This is a genomic window from Kitasatospora sp. NPDC059571, from assembly GCF_042735675.1.
Classification (GTDB): Bacteria; Actinomycetota; Actinomycetes; order Streptomycetales; family Streptomycetaceae; genus Kitasatospora.
The window spans coordinates 1-3,968 of the sequence record NZ_JBHWBW010000617.1 but is presented as its reverse complement, the minus strand read 5'-3'; the positions used below and the strand labels follow the sequence as shown (position 1 = coordinate 3,968).

The window sequence follows — 3,968 nt, the reverse complement described above, 5'->3', positions numbered from 1 at the left end:
CGCGCCGCGCGCCTCCACCGCCCGGGGGGCCTCGCTCCCCCCCCCCCCCGCGCGCGCTCCTCGGCCGGCGGTGCGTCAGCCGGCGGTGAGCGTCATCGTGTGCCGGGTGCCCTGGTCGACCGCCTTGGCGGAGTACGCCCAGGTCAGCAGGGAGCCGGCGGCCCACAGGTCGGTCTGGTCGTTGTAGTTGCCGTGGAAGGTGTGGCCGGACTCGCCGCCGACGTTGATCCACCGGGAGGCGTCGAAGTCGCTGAGGTCCACGACCATCCGCATCGAGGGGATCCAGTCGACCTGGTAGCCGGCCGCCGCGTTCCACCCGGCCGCGTTGACCGCGGCGCTGGAGCCGGAGAGCCGGTACGGGCCGCGGTTGAGCAGCCGGTGCACGAAGCCCGAGCCGAGCGAGGAGTCGTCGCTGCCGAGCGTCGTCTCCTTGAGGGTGAGGGTGTGCAGGCGGCCCCAGCTCCAGGTGGAGACGGACTTGCCCAGGTAGGCGGTGAGGTCCTGGCGGGCGTTCTTCATCGACTGGGCGAGCAGGTTGTTCAGGCCGTGCTGCGGGATGTGGTCGGAGTCGATGTAGTCCCACCAGCTGCTGTCGGGCTTGGCGAGCTGCTGCCGGACGACCTCCATCCAGCGGTCGCCGCCGTCCGGCTGGGCCTGCGAGGGCTTGCGGGTGCCGCACTCGGTGACCGGCTTGACCTCGCCGCCGACGGCGTCGTCGGGCAGCGTCGCGTTGGCCTTCTGGCGGACGAGCAGGCAGTCGCCCTCGGCGCGCATGTCGGCCGGGAGCTTCTGGCCGAAGGCCAGCGTGAGCAGCGCCCGCCAGACGCCGTTGTAGTAGGCGGCGGCGGCCGAGTCGGCGTCCTGCTGGTAGTTCCAGTCCTTGAGCAGGTCCTGCGCCTCGCGGACGTACGGGTCGCTGATCTTCACCTTGAGCAGCAGCGGCACCAGGGTCTTGGCCATCACGCTGGTGTTGTCCAGCTGCATGCTGCTCATGTCGGACGGCGAGATCTTGCCGCCGTTCTTGATCTTGCCCGCGATGTCGTCGGAGATCTCCTTGGCGCGGGTGCCGTACTCCCAGTCGGTGGTCAGGCTGTAGCGGTACGTGCTGTCGACCACGGCCTGGTTGGCGGTGACGATGTAGCCGGCCGGCGGGTTGTAGACCCAGGGCAGCGACTTGAAGGGGACCGGGTCCTTCTTCCAGTCGTACGCGGAGTCCCAGCCGGGGGCCGGGTAGCGGCCGTCGCCCTTGCCGCGGACCGGGACGACGCCGGGCGCCTGGTAGCCGATGTTGCCCTTGGTGTCGGCGTAGATGAGGTTCTGCGCCGGGACGGCGAAGTCGGCGGCGGCGGCGCGGAAGCCCGTCCAGTCGGCGGCGGCGTCGAGCTCGAAGACCGCGTCCATGGTCTTGCCGGGGGTGAGCGCCGTCCACTGGAGGGCCACGCCGTAGCCGCTGGCGCGGTCCGGGGCGGCGTTGCCGGTGGGGGCGTAGGTGCCGACGTTCTGCTGCTCGGAGGACTGGTCGGAGATCAGCGGGCCGTTCACGGTGGTGCGCACCGTGATGGTGCGGTCGGCGCCGCCGGCGACCTTGATGGTCTCCTTGCGGGTGGTGAACCGGACGTCCTGGCCGTCGCGCAGGTAGGTGTCGGGGCCGGTCACCTTCTCCAGGTAGAGGTCGGTGACGTCGGCGCCGAGGTTGGTGAAGCCCCAGGCGATGTTCTGGTTGTGGCCGATGACCACGCCAGGCATGCCGGCGAAGGTGAATCCGCTGACGTCGTAGCCGCACTTGGGGCCGACGGTGCGGCAGTGCAGGCCCATCTGGTACCAGACGGACGGCAGCCCGGGGCCGAGGTGCGGGTCGTTGGCCAGCAGCGGCTTGCCGGTGATGGTGTGCTCGCCGGAGACGACCCAGGAGTTGGAGCCGATGCCCTGGCCCTGCGGGCCGAGCAGCTGCGGCATCGCGCCCATCTTGTCGGTGACGCCCTTGAGCAGCGCGGCGGCGGTGGCCCGGCCCTGCGCGGTGGCGCCGCCGGTGGCCGGGGCGGCCCCGGTCTGGCCGGCCGGGCGGTAGGTCCCGTCGGCGGCGAGGCTGCCGGTCTGGACGATCGTGCCGTTGCGGTCGTACGGGTAGGCCGGGTAGAGCTCGTCGACCTTGTCCTGGGTGAAGTTCTGCGACAGGAGCGCGCGGTCGACCTCGTCGTTGAGGTTGCCGGAGAGGTTCCAGGCCATCGCCTTCAGCCAGGCGACCGAGTCGACGGGGCTCCACTGCTCCGGCCGGTAGCCGCTGTGCACGACGCCGAGCAGCGCGTACTCCAGCGAGGCGTCGGCGCCGCCCGGGTGCTCGGCGAGCCAGGCGTTCACGCCGTCGGTGTAGGCCTGGAGGTTCTTCTTGGTCTCGGCGCTGAGGACGGTGTCGTACTCCTGCTGGGCGACCCGGCGCCAGCCCATGGTGCGCAGGAAGGCGTCGGTCTCCACCGAGCCGGATCCGAACATCTCGGAGAGCCGTCCGGAGGTGATGTGCCGGCGGACGTCCATCTCCCAGAAGCGGTCCTGCGCCTGGACGTAGCCCTGGGCACGGAAGAGGTCCGCGGTGGTGTCCGCGTACAGCTGCGGGATGCCCTTGTCGTCGCGTTTCACGTCGACCGGCGCGGTCATCCCGGCGACCCGCACGGTGCCGGTGACGTCCGGGAAGGACGAGCGCACGGTGTGCACCCCCCACCAGGCGCCCCCGCCGAGCCCGGCGATCAGCAGCACGACCAGCACGAGCACGATCAGACGGGCGCGCCGGAACTTCTTCGAGCGGGGCATCTGGGTCCTTGGCTGGGTGGTGGCGGCCGTGACAGGTCACCACATTAAGGCGGCTCAGGCGGCGGGCATGCACCGGGGACGCCTGCGCTGGATCAGGGGGACGATACCGGGCGAAGATGACCGTCGACGACGGCGGCCGGGGCGCCGTCAAAGATCAGGTAAAATGTTGGACCGAGTAACGAATCATCAGCCGCTCCCTCCGCGCCGAGGTGCCCCTGCGTGACCGTCGACCGCCTGAACACGTTCCTGCTCGAGTTCGCCGTGATCCTTCTGGTCGCGGTGGTCGCCGTGCGCTTCTCCACCCGGTCCGGTCTGCCCAGCCTGCTGATCTACCTCGGGATCGGCGTCGCCCTCGGGCAGAACGGCCTCGGCTTCGTCTTCCACAACGCGGAGCTGACCCAGGTCCTCGGCTACGCCGCCCTGGTGGTGATCCTCGCCGAGGGCGGCCTCAAGACCGGGTGGCGCTCCATCAGACCCGTCATGCCGGCCGCCGCCGTGCTGGCCACCGCGGGCGTGGTGATCAGCGTCCTGGTCACCGCCGGCGGCGCCCACCTGCTGATCGGCCTGGACTGGCGGACGGCGCTGCTGCTCGGCGCGATCGTCTCGTCCACCGACGCCGCCGCGGTCTTCTCGGTGCTGCGGCTGGTGCCGCTGCCCCGCCGGCTGACCGGCCTGCTGGAGGCGGAGTCCGGACTCAACGACGCCCCGGTGGTCATCCTGGTCGTCGCCTTCGCCACCGCCGGACCGCTCGACCCCTGGTACGTCCTGGCCGGCACCATCCTGGCCGAGCTCGCGATCGGCGCGGCGGTCGGCTTCGCGGTCGGCCGGCTCGGCGCCTACGCGGTCAAGCACGTCGCCCTGCCGTCCTCCGGCCTCTACCCGATCGCGGTGCTGGCACTGACCGTGCTGGCGTACGCCGGGGCGGCGCTGCTGCACGGCTCCGGCTTCCTCGCCGTCTACACCGCCGCGGTGATCCTCGGGAACTCCAAGCTGCCGCACGGCCCGGCCGTCCGCGGCTTCGCCGACGGCCTGGCCTGGATCGGCCAGATCGGCATGTTCGTCGTGCTCGGCCTGCTCTGCACGCCGAGCCAGATGGGCTCCGCCGTCGTCCCGGCGCTGGCCAGCGGCGCGGTGCTGGTCTTCCTCGCCCGGCCGGCCTCGGT

General features: G+C 71.5%; 2 protein-coding genes. One reads left to right on the top strand and one right to left on the bottom strand.

Features of this window, described 5'->3' with window-relative positions:
* Positions 1-75: 75 nt before the first annotated feature.
* Positions 76-2,805, bottom strand: a complete 2,730-nt coding sequence (locus tag ACFV0G_RS36650; protein WP_380557273.1) for a penicillin acylase family protein — start codon at positions 2,803-2,805, stop codon at positions 76-78.
* Between the two features lie 219 nt (positions 2,806-3,024).
* On the opposite strand from ACFV0G_RS36650, the gene ACFV0G_RS36645 reads away from it, so the two are divergent.
* The coding region (locus ACFV0G_RS36645; protein WP_380557270.1) for a potassium/proton antiporter at positions 3,025-3,968 on the top strand (944 nt) is incomplete at its 3' end.